This is a genomic window from Streptomyces sp. CB02414, assembly GCF_001905385.1.
Classification (GTDB): domain Bacteria; phylum Actinomycetota; class Actinomycetes; order Streptomycetales; family Streptomycetaceae; genus Streptomyces.
The window spans coordinates 131,586-151,955 of sequence record NZ_LIPF01000010.1 but is presented as its reverse complement, the minus strand read 5'-3'; the positions used below and the strand labels follow the sequence as shown (position 1 = coordinate 151,955).

Genomic DNA, 20,370 nt, shown 5'->3' with positions numbered 1-20,370 from the left:
GTGTCCAGTGCGTCCCGCGTGTCTCGCGCGCGGCGCGTCAGCGTACCGGCGCGCCCTGCGGCTGCTGCGGCGAGATGCCGAGCGCCGTCGTGTACTTGGCCAGCGTCAGCTTGCCGATAGCCGGGTAGGGGCCGAGTGGCTCGGCGGTGGAGCAGCCCGCCTCCTTGGCCGCCTCCTCCAGCAGGGACGCCTCGATCTCCGGGCCGATCAGGTACGGCGCGAGCGCCAGCTGCTGGGAGCCCGAGGAGCGCAGCTGCTCGGCCACGGACGTGATCGAGCCCTCCTCGTCCAGGGCCGCCGCCATCACCGGCACGGCGAGGCGCGCGGCGAGCAGCATGCCGGTGATCCCGGCCGCCTGCACGGCCTCGTCACCGCCGACGGAGGCCAGGATGATGCCGTCCGCCGCGGTCGCCACGGTGAACAGACGGGCGCGGTCGGCGCGCGCCAGTCCCGCCTCGGAGAGCCGCACGTGCAGCGCCTCGGCCAGCAGCGGGTGCGGGCCGAGCACATCGGTCAGCTCGGCCGCGACCTTGCTGTCCATCACGGCCTGGCGGATGCGGCGCAGCAGCGCGCCGTCCGGGCCGGCGAGCAGCGGCACGACGACGGCGACGGGACCCTCGGGCTCCTTCACCTCCAGGCCGGCGGCGATCGCCTGCTCGTAGCGGGCGGCGCGCTCCTCGGCGGCCCGTGCGAGGACGGTCGTCAGGGGGAGGAACTCCTCGTCGTCCCCGTCGAGCCAGCCGATGCGGGCGTCGAGGCCGGGAAGTTCGGAACGGGCGATGCTGATGACCTCGTCGGCGAGGCCCCGGGTGGCGCTGCTGGGCGTCCCCGGAACCGCGAGGACGAGCGCCGGCGCGCCCTCGGGAGCCACCAGAGGTTCGGGACGGCGGTGCCGTCCGGGCTGGCGGGGGCGCGGCATTCGTACTGGCAGGCCGGACGCGGGCCCAGTGGGGGAGCTCATGGCGCCGCATGTTACTGGTTTCCCGGGTTTCCCTGTTCGGGGAGGGTGCAGGTGAGCGGTATCCGTCCGGTTTTGTCTGAAGAGTGATGTACGGATCGGCCGACATCGGCACGATTCACCTCGCCGGAGCACCAATTCTCAGCCGTCCGGGTCAGTCGTCACCCACAGCATTCTGTCGTCACCCGGAAGGGTGAACGAGCCGGTCGCGAGGTCGTTCGCGATCCGCACCGAGCCGTGCAGCGGATCACCCTCGGCCGCCGTCCGCCGCGCATGCGGCAGCCGCTTCGCCAGCTCCTCCTCCAGCGGTACGACAAGGGGGTCGCCCAGCTTCAGCAGACCACCGGTGACGGCGACCCGGGGCTCGCCCCCCGGCGGGCACACGGCGGCGGCCGAGTCGGCCATGTGCCGGGCGGCGGCCCGCAGGACGCCCGCGGCGACGGGGTCGTCGGCCGCGCACGCGGCCACCTCCGGCGCGAAGGAGGCGAGGACGGCGGGACGGTCGGTACGCGGATACACCTGGCCGGGCAGCCCCGTCACCGGCCCGAACCGCTCCTCGGCCCGGGCCAGCAGCCGCGCGGAGCCGCCCTCGCGCCCGTCGTGGGCGCGCAGCGCCGCCTCCAGGCCGGCCCGGCCGATCCAGGCGCCGCCGCCGCAGTCGCCCAGCAGGTGCCCCCAGCCGTCCGCGCGGCGCCAGCGGGTCAGGTCGGTGCCGGTCGCGATCAGGCCGGTACCGGCGGCCACCACGGCGCCGGCCCGCGGCCCGAGGGCACCGACGTAGGCGGTGACGGCGTCCGCGACCAGCGCGACCGTCCGCACCCCCAGCTCCCGGGCCAGCGCACCCGGCAGCTCGGCGCGCAGCGCGTCGCCGAGGGTGGCCAGTCCGGCGGCCCCGACGACGCCGGTGCCGAGCCGGTCCACCCCGGCCTCCTCGCTCAGCGCCCTCGCCATGGGCAACAACTGCCCCAGCAGATGCCCGGGATCGATGCCCCGGGCACCGGTGCGGACCGGCTCCCGCGACGCGCGCCGCCCGGACACCCGCGGACCCTCCGCGTCGGCACCGGCCGTGCCGAGGACGACCCGCAGACCCGAGCCGCCGGAGTCCACGGCGAGGAAGCCGGTGCTCACGGCAGGCGCCAGTCGACCGGCTGACCTCCCAGGCGGACCAGCAGGTCGTTGGCCCGGCTGAACGGACGGGAGCCGAAGAACCCCCGGTCGGCCGACATCGGGGACGGGTGGGCGGACTCCACCGAGGGCAGCTCGCCGAGCAGCGGGCGCAGATTGCGGGCGTCGCGGCCCCACAGGATGGACACCATCGGCTTGCCGCGCGCCGCCAGCGCCCGGATCGCCTGCTCGGTGACCTCCTCCCAGCCCTTGCCGCGGTGGGCGGCGGGCTTGCGCGGGGCCGTGGTGAGCGCCCTGTTGAGCAGCAGCACGCCCTGCCGGGTCCACGGGGTCAGGTCGCCGTTGGAGGGCTGCGGGAGGCCGAGGTCGGTGTTCAGCTCCCGGAAGATGTTGACGAGGCTGCCGGGCAGGGGACGCACCTCGGGCGCGACCGAGAACGACAGCCCCACCGCGTGTCCGGGGGTGGGGTAGGGGTCCTGACCGACGATCAGGACCCGGACGTCGTCGAAGGGCTGCTGAAAGGCTCGCAGTACGTTCGCGCCGGCGGGGAGATAGGTGCGTCCGGCGGCGATCTCCGCGCGCAGGAACTCACCCATCGAGGTGATCCGCCCGGCGACGGGTTCCAGGGCGTTCGCCCAGCCGGCTTCGACGATCTCATGCAAGGGTCTTGGTGCCACGGGCGTCACCCTACTGCCGTACGGGTGACGCCGATCAACCGGTGGCCAAGGCCGGTCCCCCCGGTCCGCTTCATCCGACGACCGCGGCCCGCACGCACAGCACGTCCGGCAGGTGGGAGGCCAACTGCCGCCAGTTGTCGCCGTCGTCGTCCGACGCGAACACCTCGCCGTTGCGGTTGCCGAAGTAGACGCCGGCCCGTTCCGCGTCGTCGGTGGACAGCGCGTCGCGCAGCACCGTGCCGTAGTGGTCCTCCTGCGGCAGTCCCGACGACAGCGGCTCCCAGCTCTTGCCCGCGTCGGCGGTGCGGAAGACCCGGCAGCGGCGGTCCGCCGGGACCCGGTCCGCGTCGGCGTTGATCGGGAAGACGTAAGCGGTGTCCCCGCGGTGCGGATGGGCGGCGACCGCGAAACCGAACGTGGACGGCAGCCCCTCGCCGATGTCCGTCCAGTGCGCGCCGGCGTCGTCGCTGCGGTACACACCCCAGTGGTTCTGCAGGTACAGCCGGTCCGGGGCCGCCGCGTCCCGCGCCACCTTGTGCACGCACTGGCCGAACTCCGGGTTCGGGTCCGGCAGGAAGACCGCGGAGACACCGGAGTTGGACGGTGCCCAGCTCGCGCCGCCGTCCGTCGTGCGGAACACGCCGGCGGTCGAGACGGCGACCGTGACGGACCCGGGGTCCCGGGCGTCGGTGAGGACGGTGTGCAGTCCCTCGCCACCGCCGCCCGGCACCCACTGCGACCGGGACGGGTGCTCCCACAGGGGCCGGACCAGCTCGAAGCTCTCGCCCCGGTCCTCCGAGCGGTACAGCGCGGCCGGTTCCGTGCCCGCGTAGACCACGTCCGGTTCGGCGGCGGCCGGGTGCAGCTGCCACACCCGTTCCAGCGAAGCGCCGGTCTCCTTGGGGAACTTGACGGCAGGCTGCGCCGGCTCCGTCCAGGTCCGTCCCAGGTCGTCGGAGTGGAACACCGACGGACCCCAGTGCGCGCTGTCGCCGCCCGCCAGCAGCCGCGGGGTGTCGCCGCGGGTGTCGAGGGCGACCGAGTAGACGGCCTGTGCGTTGAAGTAGGGACTCTCGTCGAACTCCCAGGTGCCACCCCGCCGGCGCCCGATGAACAGACCCTTGCGGGTGCCCACGGCGAGCAGTACCTCGGTCATGCCGATCACCTCCGCGGCGTCCTCGTCGACGCCTTCGTCTCGGACACGGGCCAGTCTGCACCCCGGCACTGACAGTCACCTCTGGAAAGGGTGACGCCGCAGGTCAGCGCGGTGATGTCGAGGTCCGCGGAGGATGCGCGGCGCGGGCCGTCAGTCCTCTCGCGGCAGGGCGCGCTCCAGGATGCCGCCGAGGTCGGCCCCGGACGCCAGCGTGCCGAAGGCGTGCCCCCAGTCGCCGCCGAGCCGGCTCGCGCAGAACGCGTCGGCGACGGCGGGCGGGGCGTGCCGGACCAGGAGGGAGGCCTGGAGGGTGAGGGCCATCAGCTCCACCAGGCGGCGGGCACCCGTCTCGGACGCCTCGGCCAGCCCCGCCGCCAGACGGGCCACGGCCGCGTCCAGCCGGGCGTCGGCCCCGCGGGCGAGGGCGAGTTCGTCGAAGAGGGCGTGCGCGGTGGCGGGGGAGCGGCCGAGCGCCCGCAGCACGTCGAGGGCGTTGACGTTCCCCGAGCCCTCCCAGATCGACAGCAGCGGAGCCTCACGGTAGTGGCGGGGCATGCCCGACTCCTCCACGTAGCCGTTGCCGCCCAGGCACTCCAGGGCCTCCGCGGTGAACGCCGGTCCCCGCTTGGTCACCCAGTACTTGCCGACGGCGGTGGCGATCCGCCGGAACGCCGCCTCACCCGCGTCCCCGCGCACCGCCCGGTCCGCGGCGCCCGCCAGCCGCAGCGTGAGCGTCGTCGCCGCCTCCGACTCCAGCGCCAGGTCGGCCAGGACGTTGCGCATCAGCGGCTGGTCGACCAGCCGGGCGCCGAACGCGGTGCGGTGCCGTACGTGATGCCCGGCCTCGACCAGCGTCTTGCGCATCAGCGTCGCCGACGCCATGACGCAGTCCAGCCGGGTGCAGTTGACCATCTCGATGATCGTCTTGACGCCCTGCCCCTCCGGCCCGACCAGCCAGGCCACCGTCCCGTCGAACTCGGGCTCGGACGAGGCGTTGGACCGGTTGCCGAGCTTGTCCTTCAGCCGCTGGACGCGGAAGGTGTTGCGGGTGCCGTCGGGCAGCACACGCGGCACCAGGAAGCACGACAGGCCCCCGGGGGCCTGAGCCAGCACCAGGAAGACGTCGCTCATGGGCGCCGAGGTGAACCACTTGTGCCCGCGCAGCGTGTACACCCCCGACTCGGCGGTCGGGGTGGCAGCCGTGGTGTTGGTGCGGACGTCGGAGCCGCCCTGCTTCTCCGTCATCCCCATGCCGGCCAGCAGGCCGCGCTTCCCGGCCGGCGTGCGCAGCCCCGGCTCGTACTCCCGGCTGGTCAGCAGCGGCTCGTAGACCTTCGCCAGCTCCGGCTCGGCGCGCAGCGCGGGAACGGCGGCGTACGTCATCGACGTGGGGCACCCGTGCCCCGCCTCGGTGTGCCCCCAGACCAGCCCGCCGGCGGTCCGGGCGACGTGCGCGCCCGGCCGGTCGTCCGCCCAGGCGGAGCCGGCCAGACCCTCGCCGACGGCCACCCGCATCAGGTGGTGCCAGCTCGGGTGGTACTCGACCTCGTCGATCCGGTTGCCGTACCGGTCGTGGGTGCGCAGCACGGGTTCGTGCCGGTTGGCCAGGTCGCCCCACTCCTGCGCCTGGGCGCTCCCGGCCCGCAGGCCGAGCCGCCGCAGCTCCTCCTCGGCCCACCCGGCGCCCTCCCGCCGCAGCCCCTCCAGCAGGGCCGTGTCCTCGCAGGCGTCATAGGGGGCCAGGGGAGGGGGCTGGTTGGTGACGTCGTGCGTGGCGTACCCCTCAGGGTGGCCCGCCGACTCCCCGTACGGGTCCTGCGCGAGTGTCGTCATACCGTCGAGTGTTGCACTCCTGCTGCGAACGCAGCAATAGTGCAACACAGTGGACGCACGTAGAGTACGGGTTCATGTGGAGGGACGACCGATACGTGGTCAGGGAAACGTGCGACCCGTGCGCACGCCTGTGAACGAGTCCGCGCCCCCGGACGGCCCCGCACTGCGCCCGCTGTCCGCGCGGTCGGTGGTCCTGAGTCTGCTCCTCGGGGCGCATCCCCCCGAATTGCCGGCCCGGGAACTGGTGCGGCTGGTGGAGGGCTTCGACGTCGGAGGGTCCACCGCGCGGGCGGCGCTCAGCCGGATGGCCGCCGCCGGTGACCTGCGGCGCACGGACACCGGCTACCGCCTCAGTGAGCGGCTGCTGGAACGCCAGCGGCGGCAGGACGAGGCCGTACGCCCGCACACGCGCGCGTGGGAGGGCGACTGGGAGATGGTCGTGGTCACCGCGACGGGACGCGGCGCGGCCGAACGTGCCGACCTGCGGGCCCGGCTGACCGCCCTGCGTCTGGCCGAGCTCCGGGAGGGCGTGTGGCTGCGCCCCGCCAATCTGTGCCGGCCGCTGCCCGCCGAGCTGGACCGGGTGGCCGAGCGCCACGCCTCGCGGCCCGCACGTCCGGCCCGCGACCTGGCGGCGGACCTGTGGCCACTGGACGCCTGGTCCGCCACGGCCGGGGCGCTGCTCGACCGGGTCGGCCGGGCCCGGCGGCCGGCCGACCGGCTCACCGTATTCGCGGCCGTCGTGCGCCATCTGCTGGCCGACCCGGTCCTGCCCCCCGAACTCCTCCCGTCCGACTGGCCGGGAGCGGCCCTGCGGGAGGCCTACGCGCGATACCAGCGGGAGCAGGCCGGGCAGGTCCGCATGCGCGTCACTGGTAGGTGATGTCCGACGCCCCGTACCTGCAGTGGGTGCCGTCGGGGCCCGAGCCGTTCGAGTCCGGCTCGTCGCCGTCGTCGTTGCCGATGTACTTCTGGCACGGGACGATCTTCCGGTCGTCGTCCCCGACGACGGTGATGTCGCGCAGCGTGGCGCTGTCGCCGTAGTTGGTGTTGATGCCGGCGATCCGGCTGCCCTTCCAGCCCACCTCGATCGAGTCGAGGTTGATGGTGCGCTTGTACTGCGTCGAGCAGTTGCCGCAGGAGCGGACGAAGGTGCCGAAGTTCTTCACGGCGAAGTCCGACACGTTGAGCGTCCCGGCACCGTTGAACTGGAAGACCTTGTCACCGGCCTCCTTCGCACCGCCGCCGGTGACCGTGTAGACGTTCGACGACGAGGAGCCGCGGAAGGTCGCCGCGTCCTCGCCGACGTCCTCCCACCAGACGTTCTGCAGGGTGCAGCTGCCCTTGCAGTGGATGCCGTCGGCGGCCGGTGCGCCGATGATCACGTTCTTGAGGACGGCGCCGGGAGCCAGTTCCAGGATCGGCCCCTGGTCCTCGTCCTGGCCGCCGGAGCCGAGGTCGCCGGTGCCGTAGAGGCGCTTCATCCCGTAGTCCTTGGTGCCGGAGACCGGGATGGTGGCGGAGACGCCCTCGCTGCCGTTGGGCGTCGGCCAGGTGGCGGCCTGTGCCGAGGTGGCTCCGGTGGTCATGAGCATGCCAACCGAGAGTCCGAGTGCGGCCAGTGCGCCGGTCGCGGCGCGCCGCCGCCCGTGGGGGCGTGTCGCAGCAGTCATGTTCGGGTCCCTTCCGTGGGGGAGTGGGGGTGGAACGGAACATGTACGTGAACGCTGTGCATGGTGCTGCTCGATGCCGTGCGGACGCGATGGGGCAGGTGTGGGGCCTTGCCGGACATCGCGTCCGCAGCGGTCATGCTGATGAACGGACCGTAGAGGGTAAGCGCTTTCTAGTCAACGCCTGCCGCGCTGTGCCGCCTCACACGGCCCACCCGTACTGATCCGGCATCCGGACCGCGTCGCCCAGCTCCCGCGCCGCGTGCTGCGCCCACGACGGCTCGCGCAGCAGCTCGCGGCCCAGCAGCACCGCGTCGGCCTCGCCGTTGGCCAGGACCTTCTCGGCCTGCCCGGCGTCGGTGATCAGGCCGACGGCGGCGACCGGCAGCGTGGTCCCGGCCTTGACGCGCTCGGCGAACGGCACCTGGTACCCGGGGCCGGTGGGGATCCTCACGCGCGGGGCGTTGCCGCCCGTGGAGACGTCGAGCAGGTCGATGCCGTGGGCCTGGAGGTCGCGGGCGAAGCGGACGGTGTCCTCGGGCGTCCAGCCGCCCTCCTCCAGCCAGTCGGTCGCCGAGATCCGGAAGAACAGCGGCTTGTCGTCCGGCCACACCGCGCGTACGGCGTCGACGACCTCGAGGGCGAAGCGGGTGCGGTTCTCGTACGAGCCGCCGTAGGCGTCGGTGCGGTGGTTGGAGTGCGGCGACAGGAACTCGTGGATCAGGTAGCCGTGGGCGCCGTGGATCTCGGCGATCTCGAAACCGGCGGCGAGGGCCCGGCGGGCCGCATCCGCGAACTGTCCGACAATTTCTCGGATCTGCGCGGAGGTCAGCTCGGTAGGCACCGGGTGGCGGTCGTCGAAGGGCAGCGCGCTCGGCGCCACCGGCTGCCAGCCGTGCGCGTCCGGGCCGACGGGCGCCCCGCCCTTCCAGGGCTGTGCGGTCGAGGCCTTGCGGCCCGCGTGGGCCAGCTGGATCGCCGGCACCGTCCCCTGGGAGCGCAGGAAGTCGGTGATCCGCCGGAAGGCCTCGGTCTGGGTGTCGTTCCACAGGCCCAGGTCCTGCGGCGAGATCCGGCCCTCGGGCGACACGCCGGTGGCCTCGACGACGATCAGCCCGGTGCCGCCGACCGCGCGGGCGCCGTAGTGCGCGAAGTGCCAGTCGCCCGGGACGCCCGCCATGGGACCCTCCGGCGCGGCGGAGTACTGGCACATCGGCGACATCCAGATCCGGTTGGGAATCGTGGTGCCGCGCAGCTGGAGGGGCTGGAAGAGGGCGCTCATGGCGGGCTGCTCCCTTGGTCGGGGTGGAAGGAACGGTCGTACGATAACCCTCGTAGTACGGTGGGTGTCAAACTACGATGTCTCTCGTACCATGGAGCCTTCGACGGAGCCCCTGCCGGACAGCGGGCCCCTCCCGGACCATCTGGAGCCGCCGTGACCCCCGCCGCCCCCGCCGCCGGCACCCGCGACCTGCCCCACCCGGCACGCGACGACATCCGGCTGGAAGGAGTGCTGCACGCGCTCTCCGATCCGATGAGGCTGCGGATCGTGCGGGAACTCGCCGCCGACAGCGACGCGCTCCTCTCCTGCTCCCACTTCGTCCTGCCGGTGACGAAGTCCACGACCACGCACCACTTCCGGGTGCTGCGGGAGAGCGGGGTGATCCGGCAGACCTACCGGGGCACGGCCAAGATGAACGGCCTGCGCAGGGACGACCTGGACGCCCTCTTCCCGGGGCTGCTGGACGCCCTGCTGGCGGCGGCGGCCCGTCAGGCCGCCCGTCTCGGCACCGGCTGACGGCGTCCGCGAGGAGCTGGGACCTGTCCGGCGGATCACGCCGCAGACGGGGGGGCCGGCACGGCCATCGGCCGCGTTGTCGTCGGTTGCCGACTCCTCCACGCTCGACTGCTCCCCCACTCTCGGCTCCGCTCGAGCGGGGGGACCCCCATGCGCGGGAGGGGCCCCATCGCCCCCGCTCACCTGCGTCGACGAGGCGCCGCACCGTTTCTGCGACCTGATCCGCCGGACAGGCCCTAGCGGTCCGCCGCCCCGCGCGCCGCCGCCAGCAGTGACTCCCAGTCGGGCAGCTTCACGACCTGCCGCCCCAGTGAGGCGCCGAGTTCCGCCTCGGCCCGCTCGATGCCCCGCCAGCCGCTCCACTCGACCGGCTCGGCGCCTTCGGCCCGCAACGGACCGAGGGGGTCGCCCGTGGGGAGGTCCCGCCGTACGAGTACGGGTGCGTCCGCCAGCAGGGACGTCACCGTCTCCTTCGCGCAGGGCCGGTTGGTGCCGATGACCCCCGTCGGACCCCGCTTGATCCAGCCGGCCACGTACTCGCCGGGGGCGACGGCGCCCGCGCGCAGGACGCGTCCCGCCCGGTGCGGCACCGTGCCGCTCGCCGCGTCGAACGGCAGCCCTTCCAGGGGCACTCCGCGGTAGCCCACCGACCGCAGCACCAGCCCGGCCCGGATCTCCTCGTAGCGCCCCGTGCCGGTCACACCGCCGCGCCCGTCCGGCCGGGTCCGCTCGAAGCGCACGGCGCCCACCCGGCCGTCGGCGCCCGCGATCAGCTCCACCGGGCGCAGGAAGAAGCGCAGGCGGAGCCGGCGGGCGGCGTCCGGTGCGGGCCGGTCGGCCCAGCCCCGCAGCACCTCCACGTTGCGGCGCTGCGTGCCGGGCAGGCCCGAGGGGTCACGGAACGCCGGGTCCAGCGCCGGCTCGGCCGGCTCCACCAGTACGGCCGTGTCCGGCAGGGCGCCGAGCTCGCGCAGCTCCTTGGTGGTGAAACGGGCTTGAGAGGGCCCCCTGCGGCCCACCATGTGCACGTCGGCCACCCGGCCGGCGGCGAACGTGTCCAGGGCGGCCTGCGGAACGTCGGTGCCGCGCAGCTCCGCCGCCCCGCGCACCAGCATCCGCGCCACGTCGACGGCGACGTTGCCCACCCCGATCACCACCGCCGACCGCACTCCGCGCAGGAACCCGGCGTCCACGGCGTCCGGATGGGCGCTGTACCAGGACACGAACTCGGTCGCCGACCAGCTGCCCGGCAGGTCCTCGCCGGGGATGCCCAGCCGCCGGTCGGCGGCGGCGCCCACGCAGTACACCACCGCGTGGTACAGCTCCCGCAGCCGGGCGGCCGGTACTCCACCGGGACCCACCGGGACCGCGCCCAGGAACCGCACCCGCTCGTGCTCCAGCACCGTACGCAGGGCGTTCTGCAGTGACTTGATCTTCTCGTGGTCGGGCGCCACGCCGTACCGCACCAGCCCGTACGGGCACGGCAGCCGGTCCAGGACGTCGACGCGGACGTCCTGGCCGAGCTGGACGAGGCTCTGCGCGGTGTAGCACCCGCTCGGTCCCGAGCCGACGACGGCGACACGCAGCACGGCGGAACTCCTTGTCCGGGGCGGGCGAAGTCAGGTCGCTGGGTCTCCAGCATCCCACCGCCCCCGCTGCGCTGACAGGGTGCTGCGCCCGGTGAACGGCGCGTCTTCCGCGCGTGTTCCGTTCGTATGGAATGTGATCATTCGGTTACGTTCTGTGTATGCTCGACGCATCCTTCGTTGATCGTTCTCTTCAGCTTTCCGATCGCTGTCCGGACGACGGCGAGATGTCCGTGCGGCAGACCTGGGTGGTGCGCGAGGGTGCCACCACCGCCGCGTGGTTCGACGTCCGGCTCACCTTCGCCGACGGCGCCCGGCTGGAGGCGCTCGCCGTGCTGTCCGGTCAGCGGGTGCGGGTCGAGGACGTGCGGGCCCGGCCGCCGCTGTCCCTCGATGACCTGGCCGCACTCGCCGAGTGGCTGGAGAGTCCGCTGTCCGACGCCTGCGTGCCGGTCGGTTCCGCGACCGCGTCGCCCGGTCCGCGGCGCGCCCGTCCCGCCTGGCCGGGCGGCAGGGAGGGGCGCCGGCTCGTCGCTCGGGAGTACCGGGCGGCCCGGGAGGAGGGCGGCGACCCGGTCCTCGCGGTGATGCGCGCGACCGGGCACAGCCGGCGCAGGTCGCTCAGGCTGATCGGCCAGGCGCGCGACGACGGTTTCCTGGCTCCGCGCCGCGCGCGTCGCTGACGGTCCGCCGGCGGACCGTCACAGCATCCGGCGCATCCGCGATATCTCGCTCGTCTGCTGGGCCACCACGTCGTCCGCCATCTCCTCGATCCGCACGTTGTTGCCCTGCGACTTGACGTCGGTCGCCATGCTGATCGCCCCCTCGTGGTGAGTGATCATCAGGGTCAGGAAGAGCTGGTCGAAGGCCTCGCCCCGGGCCTTGCGCAGCTTCTCCAGCTGGGCCTCGGTCGCCATGCCCGGCATCGCGGCGTGGTCGTGCCCGCCGCCCGTCTCCTTCTCGCCGTGGGTCGTCAGCCAGCCCCTCATCGCCTCGATCTCCGGCCCCTGGGCCGCGGAGATCCGTTCGGCGAGCTTCTTGACCTGGCCGGAAGCGGCCTGCTCCGGCACCAGCTCGGTCATCTCCAGGGCCTGGGCGTGGTGCTGGATCATCATCCGCGCGTAGGAGACGTCCGCGGAGTTGGGGGAGTCGTCGTCGGCCCGCTGCTTCTGGGCCTCCTCGGCGGACAGGGTCCGGTTGTCACCGCCCGGCTCGCCCGGAGCGATCACCGAGGGCCCGGCCGCGTCCGCCTTCCCGCCGTCGGCGCCGGACTCGCAGGCTCCGAGCCCGAGTACGGCCAGCGTGGTCAGCGCGGCCGTGACGAGGGACGCGCGGGTCGACGCGGGGCGGAAGGACACAACGACCTCCTGTGGCTGGTTCGTGCCCCCGGGGCAGGGGCGTGGAGCGCCTCGTGCGGCGGAGCACCTCGTGAGTGCGATGACCGTCTTAGCACGCTTCCGCGTGTCACTGATCAAAAAACTTCATCACGACCCTGTTGCCCCCTGTTGGTATGAGCATGGCGAAGACGATACTGCGGTGGTGCGTGAACCGTTCCGTCGGAACGGACGTAGGGAGGAAACAGTGATCCTGTTGAACGACCCGCGAACGCGGCGCAGACGCCTGGGAGTCGCGGTGGCCGCCGCCGGTCTCCTGTCCGCGCTGCTCACGGCCGGCCCGGCCGTGGCGACCCCCGACCCCGGGGACGGCCCGGCGACTTCGAAGGAGGTCTCCAAGAGCGCGCGCGCCGAAGCGCGCGACGCCATCGAGGGCGGCGAGATACCCGGCGTGGACGAGATAGTCCACTCGGACAACATCGAGCACCTGGCCAACATCCCCAAGGACGCGCTGCCCGGCACCAATTCGGACCTGGCCTTCCAGGGCCGGTACGCCTTCGCCGGCAACTACGACGGCTTCCGCATCTTCGACATCAAGAACCCGAAGAAGCCGCGGACCGTCGCCCAGGTGCTGTGTCCCGGTTCGCAGAACGACATCTCCGTCTCCGGCGACCTGCTGTTCCTGTCGACCGACTCCTCGCGCAGCGACAGCAGTTGCAACAGCACCACGCAGCCGGCGACCGAGAAGTCTTCCTGGGAGGGCATGAAGGTCTTCGACATCAGCGACAAGCGGAACCCGAAGTACGTGGCGGCAGTCGAGACTGCCTGCGGTTCCCACACCCACACGCTGGTGCCCGAGCGCAGGAACGTCTACGTCTACGTCTCCTCGTACTCGCCGAACGCCGCGTACCCGGACTGCCAGCCTCCGCACGACGGCATCTCCGTCATCAAGGTGCCGCGCAAGGCGCCCGAGCGGGCGGCCGTCGTGGACTTCCCGGTGCTGTTCCCGGGTGAGGGCCCCGACGGCGGCGGCAACCCGGGCGGGCCGGTGAACCCGGGCGTCTCCAAGACCACCGGCTGCCACGACATCACCGTCCTGCCCTCGAAGGACCTCGCGGCGGGCGCCTGCATGGGCGACGGCATCCTGTTCTCCATCAAGGACCCCGAGCGTCCGAAGGTCATCGACCGCGTCCAGGACAACGTCAACTTCGCGTTCTGGCACTCGGCGACCTTCAACCAGAAGGCGAACAAGGTCGTCTTCACCGACGAGCTGGGCGGCGGCGGCGCCGCCACCTGCAACGCGGAGACCGGCCCGAACCGCGGCGCCGACGGCATCTACGACATCGTCGGCCGGGGAGACCACCGCGAGCTGGTCTTCCGCAGCTACTTCAAGATCCCCCGCCACCAGGCGGACACGGAGAACTGCGTCGCCCACAACGGCTCGCTGATCCCGGTCAAGGGCCGCGACATCATGGTCCAGGCCTGGTACCAGGGCGGCGTCTCCGTCTGGGAGTTCACCGACTCCGAGCGCCCGAAGGAGATCGCCTACTTCGAGCGCGGCCCGCTGAGCACGGAGACCATCTCCACCGGCGGCTCGTGGTCGGCGTACTACTACAACGGCTACATCTACTCGAACGACATCGCCAAGGGCTTCGACGTCCTCAAGCTCAGCGACCGGCGCACCGACCCGGCCAAGCGGGTCCACCTGCGTGAGCTCAACACGCAGACGCAGCCGGACTACTTCGACTGAGCCGGCCGGCCGGGCCCACCGGTCGCGAAGAACCGCGACAGGTCCGTGTCGCACGTTGTCCCGCCGGGCGCCTCGGCGTCCGGCGGGACACCCAGTCCCCATTCCAGCCGGTAGCGCTTGAACAACTCGGCGCGCAGCACCGGCACGGGCATCGCCGCCCCCGGCAGCAGGGCGGCGAACACGGCTCCCATCAGCAGCGCGCGCAGCATCGGGTAGTCCCGGTCGACGTCCCGCGAGCCGTGCCGGGCGACGGTGTCCCGCAACAGCTCGGCCAGGCGCAGCTGCTCCGGGCACGGCACGAAACCCACCTCGGCCTGGAGCAGGCCCGCCATGTGCTGGCGCATGAGCACCGGCCGGTCCCGGGCGAGCCCCAGGACCGCGTCGATGGCCCGCGCCATCCGCTCCGGCCCCTCGTCGGTGCGCGGCTCGCGCTCCAGGGCCTCCTCCAGCGTGCGGTGCATCAGCCGGTGCACGGCGGACTGCACGAGCTGCCGCTTGCCGGGGAAGTAGTACGAGACCAGACCGCGCGCCGAACCGGCCCGGTCGGCGATGGCGCCCAGTGTGGTCGCCTCGTACCCGTGCTCACCCACCAGCTCCACCGCGGCCTGCAGAAGCCGCTCCTTCGAACGCCTCCGCAACTCTTCATTGACCGAGGCGCTGCGCGGGGACATCCTGTACTCCTGCGTTGACTGGCTGGCAGCCAACTATACTCGGCGCAGGCGGACGGGCCCTGAGGGGCCCGCTCCGGCAACCGTCTGCCTCGGGCGACACGGGGGATCGTCCGAGGCGGACGGATACCTTCCTTGGTTGCCTCGGGCTACGGGGTGGTCGGGTGCGTCGGCGGCGGTCAGCGCACCAGGCCCAGCACCGGCCGCAGTCCCGCCGTGCGCTCGGCCACCGGCAGGTGGTCCACGAAGTGCACGGCGCAGCCGAGGGCCGCCGCGCCGCCGTCCGCCCGCCGGTCGTCTCCGACCATCAGCGTCCGGCCCGGCTCGGCGCCCAGCGCCGCGCAGGCGGTGGCGAAGAGCCGCGGGTCGGGCTTCTGGACGCCGTGCTCGTACGACAGGACGTACGCGCCGACGTACCGGTCCAGGCCGTGCGCACGGAAGACCGGGCGCAGGTCCCAGCCGATGTTGCTGACCACCCCGACGGCGATTCCCCGCTCGCGCAGCGCGCCCAGCACCTCGGCGGCTTCGGGGTAGGGAGTCCAGGCGTCCGGCGTCATGTGCCGGTCGTACAGCACGTCGTGCAGTTCCGGGTCCGGCAGCCTCACCTGCCGGGACAGTCCGGTGTACGCGGCCCGGTGCAGCCGGGCACTCTCGTCCCGGACCTCCCATGTCCCGGCGAGTTCCTCCGGCACCCGCGCCGGCGGGACTCCGCCGGGCAGCGCACCCGCCTCCTCCAGCGCGCGGGCCGTCGCGGCGAGCTCCGGTCCGGTGAGCGTCGTCCCGGTGCCCGCGAGCGCCCCGCTCAGCCAGGCGTCGGTGGGTTCGATGCGGAAGAGGGTCCCGGAGAAGTCGAACAGCACGGCAGTCATGGGCGGATGCTACGAGCCGACGGCGGCCGACGCGACGGTGGCCGGGCGCCGGCGTTCTCAAGGGTGACGGCGCTCGTGGACGAGTGCCGCGACGGCCACCACCAGGGTGCCCAGGAGCCAGCCCCCTACGACGTCCGTGGCCCAGTGGACGCCGAGCCACACCCGGGTCACGCCGACGCCGACGACGGAGACCACCGCCACGGCCAGGGCGGTCAGGCGTACGCCGCGGGTGGTGTCGTAGTGGAGGAGCAGCCATACGAGCAGGCCGCACACGAACGTGGCGGTCATGGCGTGGCCCGAGGGGAAGGCCGCGTAGTGCGCGGAGTCCACGGGGTCGGGCCAGACGGGGCGGGCCCGGTCCACGGCCGCCTTCAGCGCCTGCTGCAGCAGGCTTCCGAGCAGGCACGTCGTCCCCAGCCACACGGCCGTCCACCGGTCCCGGCGCCGGAACCAGAGCCACAACACCACCGCCGCGCACAGCAGTCGCATCGTCCACGTGTCCCACACCCAGTCGGTGAGGATCCGCATGGCGTGCGTGATGCCCGGTTCGTCGACCGCCCAGCGGTGCGTCGTGTCCGCGATGTCGTCGTCCACGCCGACCAGCGGGCTCCATTCGAGGGCCACCAGGGCGAGCAGGAGCGCCGAGCACACGGTCAGCACCCAGGTGACGCGGAGGGCGGTGCGCGGCTGCGGGGGACTGGGCGGGGAGTCGACGGAGGGCGTCTGCATGCTGCGATACTCGCCGACCCGGGCGGTCCGGGGCCAATCCCGGGGCGGTTTCCGCGATGCGGGAGGGCTGGAGTGCCGCTCGTGGGGCTATCCCAGCGCCCGCAAGCCCGGTACGAACGCCACCAGCACCGGCACCACCGGCACCAGCGCGGCCGCCGCCGTCAGCCGCAGCCGGCGGGCGGCCGACAGGCGGTTCGGCGGCGTGAGCAGCCGGTGTACGCGCTGCGGGACGTGGGCGTGGGTCGTCGGGCAGGGGCCGAACACGCCCCGGTCCTCGTTGAGTTCGACCAGTGCCAAGGCGGTCGTCAGCCGGCCGAAGCGGCGGGAGGCCACGTCGTCGGCGGCGAGTTCCACCAGGCGGTGCATCTCGTCGCGGAACGCCGCGAACACCGGAACCTGCGGAAAGCCGTCCGCCAGGGCGGCCGAGCAGTGCAGCAGCCAGTCGTGCCGCGCCTGCGCGTGCCCCTTCTCGTGGGCGAGCACCGCGTCCAGCTGGCGGCCCTTGAGGCGGCGCAGCGCGGCGGTGGTGACGACCAGCTGCGGGGGAGTGCCGGGCAGCCACCAGGCGTCCGGCCGATCGCCCTCCAGGACGACGAGCCGGTCCGAGCGGGGCGCCTCGCCCGGCAACAGCGGAGCGCGGTGCAGCAGTTCGGCGCGGCGCCGCCGACGCCGGGTACGGGCGCGCGCGATCTCGCGGGCCAGCATCGCGGCGCTCCACAACCCGCCGCAGGCCAGCGCGACGGCGGTCGTGTCCGCCCAGAGCCCGGACGTGCCGAGCGCGTACGCCTCCACCACCTGGCGCGGCGCCGTCGCGAAGACGTGGCCGCCCACCGCGTGCCACGCCGCCGCCGCGCTGAACGTCATCGACAGGGCGCAGCACACGAGCACGGCCGCCACGACGCACTGCCACACCCACAGGGCGACCACCGGTTCACGGTCCGGCCAGTCGGCGCGGGCGAGCAGCCTCGGAGCGAGGACGGCGGTCAGAGCGCCGAGCAGCAGCAGCGCCGCGGGGAGAATCATGAAGGCAGCCTAAGAGCGCCGCACCGCCCAGGAGTGCGGCCCGCCGCACAAAGTGACGCAGGCAACGGTTGCGCACGGGGTGTGCCGGGTAACGCCGTGCGTCGTCGCGGGCCATCCTTGATGGACGGCTGTCACATGGTCAGCAGCATGGCCAGCATTGCGATGCCCATGGAGAGCCGGCACGCCCGCGCCAGCTCCGGCCGGTCGCCCCAGCCGTCCGCCGCGCCGCCCCCGGCCGTGCCGCCCCTCGCCACGGCGGCCACCGGCAGCAGACGCACGCCGGTCAGCAGTACGTACCCGGTGAAGTAGAGGAGCAGCAGTCCGGTGAGCAGGGGAATCCCGGACGAGCCGTGCGCGTGACCGTGGGCGGACGTGCCGGCCATCACCAGCGCCATGTACACCATGGCCGCGTCCCCGACGAGGTGGTGCAGGTGATGACGTTCCGACCGGGCCGACCACAGGGCGCGCAGCCCGGCGGCGCCGAACAGCACCGCGTAGGCGGGCCAGGCCCAGGCCGGCGGGGTGAACACCGCCGCGGGCACGGCCATGGCGGCCATGCCGAATCCCATGAGCGCCTCGCCGCCCGCGGCGCGGCGCTGCTCCTCCACGCCGCTGCGCATCCGCAGCAGGCAGTACGCGCCGGTCGCCGCGCACAGCGCGACCAGCAGCCACCCGGACGACGTCGGTCCGTGCACACGTGCCTCCCCCGCTCGCGGTTCGACGGCCGATGCCCGCCGGTCGGTCAAGGAATGCCCGGGCCGTGCGGCGCGCACGCGAGCGCAAGGGAGTACACGGGGGGTACCAGGGGGAGCACGGCACATGTCCTTTACAGATAAAACACCTGTTAAGCTTTTCGCATGAGCAGCGCGACCCCCACCACCGGCATCTCACTCGGCCGCCGTCTGTCCCTGACCGGCGTGCTGCGCCTGCGCCGCCCCTCCGAGATCTGGTTCAAGCCCGCACTGAGTTCGGTCGCCGCCGTCGCCCCGCCCAACCTGATCCTGCTGGCGCTCGGCCGGCTCGACCTGGCGATGTACACCATGGCCGGGTCCCTGTGCGCCCTCTACGCCCACAACCGCCCCTACGCCGCCCGGGCCCGCGTGCTGGCCTGGGTCGTCCTCGGCATGCTCGGTGGTGTCGCCGTCGCCCTGGTCACCGCCTCGCTCACCCGCGACGCGGTCGTCCTGGTCACGGTCGGCGCCCTGCTGGCCGCGGTCCAGAAGGCCCTGTGCGACGCCACCCGCGTCGGCCCGCCGGGCAACGTGGTCCTGACCTTCATCAGCTCCGCCGCCCTCTTCGTCCCGCAGACCTTCGGGCAGATTCCCGGTCACCTGGCCCTGGGCGCCGCCGCGGGCGCCTGGGCCTGGATCGTCGGCATGGCACCCGCCCTCGTCCGCCCGCACGGCCCCGAACGCCGGGCCACCGCCCAGGCGCTGAACGCCGCCGCCGCGTACGCCGGCACCCGGGGTACCGGCGACGGCCACACCGCGGCGCGCGCCGCCGGGTACGCCGCCGTCCAGTCCGCCTGGCAGACACTGCTGGCCCTTCCGGAGACCGGCACCCGCGCCACCACCCGGCACGCCCTGGAACGCCTCGTCGTCCGCGCGGAGGTGGCGCTCGCCGCGCCCGCCGACACTGACCCGGAGCGCCTGCGCGACTGGGCCCGCGCCCTGCGCGGCACCGGCCGCATCCCCCGCACCGGCGCCACCGAGGGCGCCGCCGACGAACTCCTCGGCGTCGACACCGAGCTCGCCGCGCCCCCCGCCCCCCTTTGGCGGCGGCTCGGCCCCCTGGGCCCGATCGCCCTGCGCACCGCCCTCGGCTGCGCCCTCGCCGGCTACGCCTCCCTCGCGCTCGGCATCGGCCGCCCGTACTGGGCCCTCGTCACCGCCGCCGCCCTCTACCAGGCCAACATGACCCTGACCTGGAGCCGGGCCGTCCAGCGCGTCGTCGGCAACATCGCCGGGGTGCTGGTGTTCGCCGCCATCGCCCCGCTGGCCCACCTCGGGCAGGCTCTGCTGGTCCTGTTCTGCCTCGCCCTCAACTTCGGGGCCGAGGCGCTGATCACCCGCAACTACTGGCTCGGCAGCGTCTGCGTGACCCCGATGGCGCTGCTCATCACCGAGTTCGCCCGGTACCAGCAGCCCGGCGAGCTGATCACCGAACGCGTGGTGGACACCCTCGTCGGCGCCCTGGTCGGCTTCCTGGCCGCCGTCGCCGTCACCAACCGGCGCGCCGGCAGCCGGGTCGGACAGGCGGTGACCGCCGCCGACCGCGCCCGCGAGCACGCTGCCCGCCTCCTGGCGGAGCCCGACCCCGCCCCCGGCGCCCTGGAGGCCGCCCGCCGGGGCCTGGCCGCCGCCCTCACCGACCTGCGGGCCACCGTCGACGCCGCGTCCGGCGAATGGTGGGGACGCGCGCTGCCCCAGGAGAGGGTCGTGCTCGCCGAGCAGTCCGGACACCGTACGCTCGCCGCAACGGTGCGACGCCAGGCAGCGCGTCCGGACCGGGAACCGGGCACGAGAACGGAGGACGTACGGCCATGACCGCAACCGACGGGGGATCGGCGACCGGGGGCGACGCGAGGGGCGGACCGGGCGGGGACACGGTCGCCGCGGTCGTACGGCAGTGGCGGGCCGTGCACCCCGGACTCGACACCGGGCCGATGGAGATCATCGGCCGCATCAACCGCTGCGCCGCCCTCCTCCAGCAGGCCGAGGACGCCCCGCTGCGCCGGGCCGGGCTCACTCGGGCCGAGTTCGACCTGCTCGGCGCCCTGCGCCGCACCGGGCACGAGCTGACCCCCGGCGACCTGGCCCGCGAGACCTTCTCGTCCGGCGCCGCCGTCACCAAGCGCCTCAAGCAGCTCACCGAGCGCGGACTCGTGGAGCGGCGCGGCGACACCCGCGACCGCAGGGTCGCCCACGTCCGCCTCACGGACAGCGGCCGCGACCTGGTCGACGGCATCCTGCCCGAACAGCTCGCCTACGAGTCCGCCGTCCTGTCCGGCGTCGACGGACCGGACCAGGAGGAGCTGGCGGCGCTCCTCGGGGCGCTGCTGGGCCGTCTCGAGAGCCGGCCGCAGGCACTGCGGGTCTGAGGGTCTGAGGCGGTCCGGCAACGACGCCGGGGACGCGCGGGCGCGGGGTGTCCCGCGCCGCCGGGACCACGGGCTGACGCTTGACGGGTTGAGG

20 protein-coding genes are annotated in these 20,370 nt (G+C 73.6%); 6 read left to right on the top strand and 14 right to left on the bottom strand.

What is annotated here, in order from left to right; translation table 11 throughout:
* Positions 1-37 precede the first annotated feature (37 nt).
* The 5 genes from AMK11_RS29935 to AMK11_RS29915 all read right to left on the bottom strand — a co-directional run bounded on the left by AMK11_RS29935 (position 38) and on the right by AMK11_RS29915 (position 5,749).
* Positions 38-961 (bottom strand): sirohydrochlorin chelatase, encoded by a 924-nt coding sequence (locus AMK11_RS29935; RefSeq protein ID WP_073731227.1) that lies wholly within the window; start codon positions 959-961, stop codon positions 38-40.
* Between the two features lie 138 nt (positions 962-1,099).
* Positions 1,100-2,086 (bottom strand): N-acetylglucosamine kinase, encoded by a 987-nt coding sequence (locus AMK11_RS29930; protein ID WP_073731226.1) that lies wholly within the window; start codon positions 2,084-2,086, stop codon positions 1,100-1,102.
* Positions 2,083-2,760: a uracil-DNA glycosylase gene (locus tag AMK11_RS29925; RefSeq protein ID WP_073731225.1), complete on the bottom strand. Its 678-nt coding sequence runs from the start codon at positions 2,758-2,760 to the stop codon at positions 2,083-2,085. The genes AMK11_RS29930 and AMK11_RS29925 overlap by 4 nt, the downstream gene beginning before the upstream one ends.
* A 70-nt stretch (positions 2,761-2,830) precedes the next feature.
* Positions 2,831-3,985 (bottom strand): WD40/YVTN/BNR-like repeat-containing protein, encoded by a 1,155-nt coding sequence (locus tag AMK11_RS29920; protein WP_073731224.1) that lies wholly within the window; start codon positions 3,983-3,985, stop codon positions 2,831-2,833.
* An 81-nt stretch (positions 3,986-4,066) separates the two neighbouring features.
* On the bottom strand, positions 4,067-5,749 hold the full coding sequence (locus AMK11_RS29915) for an acyl-CoA dehydrogenase family protein (protein WP_073731223.1): 1,683 nt from the start codon (positions 5,747-5,749) through the stop codon (positions 4,067-4,069).
* 109 nt (positions 5,750-5,858) lie between these two features.
* On the opposite strand from AMK11_RS29915, the gene AMK11_RS29910 reads away from it, so the two are divergent.
* The gene (locus AMK11_RS29910; protein WP_383585480.1) at positions 5,859-6,632 is read left to right on the top strand and encodes a PaaX family transcriptional regulator C-terminal domain-containing protein; all 774 of its coding nucleotides are present in this window, start codon (positions 5,859-5,861) and stop codon (positions 6,630-6,632) included.
* On the opposite strand, the gene AMK11_RS29905 is transcribed toward AMK11_RS29910, so the two are convergent.
* Entirely contained in the window at positions 6,619-7,422 is an 804-nt protein-coding gene (locus AMK11_RS29905) for a pectate lyase (protein WP_073731221.1), read from the bottom strand. The genes AMK11_RS29910 and AMK11_RS29905 overlap by 14 nt on opposite strands.
* Positions 7,423-7,621: 199 nt before the next feature.
* Complete coding sequence (locus AMK11_RS29900; RefSeq protein WP_073731220.1) at positions 7,622-8,701, bottom strand: NADH:flavin oxidoreductase/NADH oxidase; 1,080 nt, start codon at positions 8,699-8,701, stop codon at positions 7,622-7,624.
* Positions 8,702-8,854: 153 nt separating this feature from the next.
* Here AMK11_RS29900 and AMK11_RS29895 point away from each other — a divergent pair, with 153 nt between their 5' ends.
* On the top strand, positions 8,855-9,217 hold the full coding sequence (locus tag AMK11_RS29895; protein WP_073731219.1) for an ArsR/SmtB family transcription factor: 363 nt from the start codon (positions 8,855-8,857) through the stop codon (positions 9,215-9,217).
* A gap of 236 nt (positions 9,218-9,453) precedes the next feature.
* On the opposite strand, the gene AMK11_RS29890 is transcribed toward AMK11_RS29895, so the two are convergent.
* The gene (locus tag AMK11_RS29890) at positions 9,454-10,806 is read right to left on the bottom strand and encodes an FAD-dependent oxidoreductase (RefSeq protein WP_073731218.1); all 1,353 of its coding nucleotides are present in this window, start codon (positions 10,804-10,806) and stop codon (positions 9,454-9,456) included.
* A gap of 224 nt (positions 10,807-11,030) precedes the next feature.
* Here AMK11_RS29890 and AMK11_RS29885 point away from each other — a divergent pair, with 224 nt between their 5' ends.
* Positions 11,031-11,486, top strand: coding sequence for a DUF6214 family protein (locus AMK11_RS29885; RefSeq protein WP_073731217.1), 456 nt, complete (start codon positions 11,031-11,033; stop codon positions 11,484-11,486).
* A gap of 18 nt (positions 11,487-11,504) precedes the next feature.
* Here AMK11_RS29885 and AMK11_RS29880 read toward each other — a convergent pair whose 3' ends face one another.
* Positions 11,505-12,161 (bottom strand): DUF305 domain-containing protein, encoded by a 657-nt coding sequence (locus tag AMK11_RS29880; protein ID WP_073731216.1) that lies wholly within the window; start codon positions 12,159-12,161, stop codon positions 11,505-11,507.
* Between the two features lie 223 nt (positions 12,162-12,384).
* Here AMK11_RS29880 and AMK11_RS29875 point away from each other — a divergent pair, with 223 nt between their 5' ends.
* Complete coding sequence (locus AMK11_RS29875) at positions 12,385-13,887, top strand: LVIVD repeat-containing protein (RefSeq protein WP_073731215.1); 1,503 nt, start codon at positions 12,385-12,387, stop codon at positions 13,885-13,887.
* Here the strand turns inward: AMK11_RS29875 and AMK11_RS29870 are convergent.
* The 5 genes from AMK11_RS29870 to AMK11_RS29850 all read right to left on the bottom strand — a co-directional run bounded on the left by AMK11_RS29870 (position 13,875) and on the right by AMK11_RS29850 (position 17,871).
* Positions 13,875-14,558 (bottom strand): TetR/AcrR family transcriptional regulator, encoded by a 684-nt coding sequence (locus AMK11_RS29870; RefSeq protein WP_073731214.1) that lies wholly within the window; start codon positions 14,556-14,558, stop codon positions 13,875-13,877. The two genes, AMK11_RS29875 and AMK11_RS29870, sit on opposite strands and share 13 nt — an antisense overlap.
* 176 nt (positions 14,559-14,734) lie before the next feature.
* On the bottom strand, positions 14,735-15,424 hold the full coding sequence (locus AMK11_RS29865; RefSeq protein WP_073731213.1) for an HAD family hydrolase: 690 nt from the start codon (positions 15,422-15,424) through the stop codon (positions 14,735-14,737).
* Between the two features lie 57 nt (positions 15,425-15,481).
* Positions 15,482-16,153 (bottom strand): phosphatase PAP2 family protein, encoded by a 672-nt coding sequence (locus AMK11_RS29860; protein WP_073731212.1) that lies wholly within the window; start codon positions 16,151-16,153, stop codon positions 15,482-15,484.
* 87 nt (positions 16,154-16,240) lie between these two features.
* Positions 16,241-17,176, bottom strand: coding sequence for a M56 family metallopeptidase (locus AMK11_RS29855; protein WP_073731211.1), 936 nt, complete (start codon positions 17,174-17,176; stop codon positions 16,241-16,243).
* 131 nt (positions 17,177-17,307) lie between these two features.
* Positions 17,308-17,871 carry a DUF5134 domain-containing protein gene (locus AMK11_RS29850; RefSeq protein WP_073731210.1) on the bottom strand — a complete coding sequence of 188 codons (564 nt, stop codon included), beginning with the start codon at positions 17,869-17,871 and terminating at the stop codon, positions 17,308-17,310.
* 162 nt (positions 17,872-18,033) lie between these two features.
* Between AMK11_RS29850 and AMK11_RS29845 the strand changes: the two genes are divergently transcribed.
* Positions 18,034-19,722, top strand: coding sequence for an FUSC family protein (locus tag AMK11_RS29845; protein WP_073731209.1), 1,689 nt, complete (start codon positions 18,034-18,036; stop codon positions 19,720-19,722).
* A complete protein-coding gene (locus AMK11_RS29840; RefSeq protein WP_073731208.1) occupies positions 19,719-20,276 on the top strand; it encodes a MarR family winged helix-turn-helix transcriptional regulator in 558 nt (185 codons plus the stop codon). Before AMK11_RS29845 ends, AMK11_RS29840 begins: the two co-directional genes overlap by 4 nt.
* Positions 20,277-20,370: the final 94 nt, after the last annotated feature.

Excerpts from the sequence above, each read along its gene's own strand:
- AMK11_RS29840 (WP_073731208.1), top strand. The coding sequence starts at position 19,719 with ATGACCGCAACCGACGGGGGATCGGCGACCGGGGGCGACGCGAGGGGC.
- AMK11_RS29935 (WP_073731227.1), bottom strand. The coding sequence starts at position 961 with ATGAGCTCCCCCACTGGGCCCGCGTCCGGCCTGCCAGTACGAATGCCG.
- AMK11_RS29900 (WP_073731220.1), bottom strand. The coding sequence starts at position 8,701 with ATGAGCGCCCTCTTCCAGCCCCTCCAGCTGCGCGGCACCACGATTCCC.
- AMK11_RS29905 (WP_073731221.1), bottom strand. The coding sequence starts at position 7,422 with ATGACTGCTGCGACACGCCCCCACGGGCGGCGGCGCGCCGCGACCGGC.
- AMK11_RS29915 (WP_073731223.1), bottom strand. The coding sequence starts at position 5,749 with ATGACGACACTCGCGCAGGACCCGTACGGGGAGTCGGCGGGCCACCCT.
- AMK11_RS29860 (WP_073731212.1), bottom strand. The coding sequence starts at position 16,153 with ATGCAGACGCCCTCCGTCGACTCCCCGCCCAGTCCCCCGCAGCCGCGC.
- AMK11_RS29845 (WP_073731209.1), top strand. The coding sequence starts at position 18,034 with ATGAGCAGCGCGACCCCCACCACCGGCATCTCACTCGGCCGCCGTCTG.
- AMK11_RS29865 (WP_073731213.1), bottom strand. The coding sequence starts at position 15,424 with ATGACTGCCGTGCTGTTCGACTTCTCCGGGACCCTCTTCCGCATCGAA.
- AMK11_RS29855 (WP_073731211.1), bottom strand. The coding sequence starts at position 17,176 with ATGATTCTCCCCGCGGCGCTGCTGCTGCTCGGCGCTCTGACCGCCGTC.
- AMK11_RS29870 (WP_073731214.1), bottom strand. The coding sequence starts at position 14,558 with ATGTCCCCGCGCAGCGCCTCGGTCAATGAAGAGTTGCGGAGGCGTTCG.
- AMK11_RS29885 (WP_073731217.1), top strand. The coding sequence starts at position 11,031 with ATGTCCGTGCGGCAGACCTGGGTGGTGCGCGAGGGTGCCACCACCGCC.